Origin of the sequence: Mesorhizobium sp. M5C.F.Ca.IN.020.32.2.1 (assembly GCF_004023105.1) — a bacterium.
Classification (GTDB): Bacteria; Pseudomonadota; Alphaproteobacteria; order Rhizobiales; family Rhizobiaceae; genus Mesorhizobium; species Mesorhizobium wenxiniae.
The window spans coordinates 1-791 of the sequence record NZ_RZSX01001466.1 but is presented as its reverse complement, the minus strand read 5'-3'; the positions used below and the strand labels follow the sequence as shown (position 1 = coordinate 791).

Below are 791 nucleotides of genomic sequence, written 5' to 3'. Positions count from 1 at the left end.
GGCCGCGACCAGGGAGGCTAGTACCACCGCAGGCTTCTGCAGGCCTTCGCTGGCCAGCAACCGCTGAAAGGCCTCAGCGATGGAATCGCCCGCCGTGGCTTCAGCCTTGTCGGAATAGCCCTCGCGCAGGGCCTCGTGGTCGTCGTCCGACAGGACGGGGGAACAGATGAGCCGCATCCTGCCCCCGGCGGCGGCGAACGTCTTCAGGCTTGGCCAAGCCAACAGGAAGACGGTGCTGGAGAAGAAACCGACGGCGCGATCGTAGCAGAGCGACGACCGCACCGCCGGAAGATAGAAGCCCTCGGCGATGTCGTCCTCGGGCTTATGGTATGCCCGCTTGAAAGGATGGTCGCGAAGCCGCATCGATTAGAGCCCGGCCAGACGCGCGCGGGTGAGATCCTGGCGCAGCTGGATCGCCTCGGGCAACATCGGCGCCGGGCAGGCGAGGAGGATTTCCGTGGTCGGCTCGCCGTCAGCGGGACGCAGGCGGCGTTCCTGACGCGCGATACGGCCAGCCGCCGCCTCGACGATCGTTTCTGCCTTGACCTGGACGTTCCGCGACCAGGCGAAATCCGCATAGAGCCCCGCGTCCCAGAGAATAAACACATCCTCCTCCGCCGCGTAGCCGGCCAACAGAACGCTACGCCCGCCGCCTTGATCGAATTGGCCGCGTTCCCCACGCCGCTGACCTGGCATAATGAGCTGGACCTTGTGCTCGCCCGTCGGGCGGCCGCCGGGCGGACGGGTCGCGTTGAACAGATAAACCCGCGCGCGGCTCGGCAGCGGCGGGG

General features: G+C 67.4%; 2 protein-coding genes. Both read right to left on the bottom strand.

Features of this window, described 5'->3' with window-relative positions; all coding sequences use genetic code 11:
• A partial coding sequence (locus EOA86_RS36820) for a hypothetical protein (RefSeq protein WP_206630273.1) occupies positions 1-363 on the bottom strand: 363 nt, incomplete at its 3' end.
• A 3-nt stretch (positions 364-366) separates the two neighbouring features.
• Positions 367-791: hypothetical protein (locus tag EOA86_RS39160; protein WP_164892421.1), on the bottom strand; the 425-nt coding region annotated here is incomplete at its 5' end.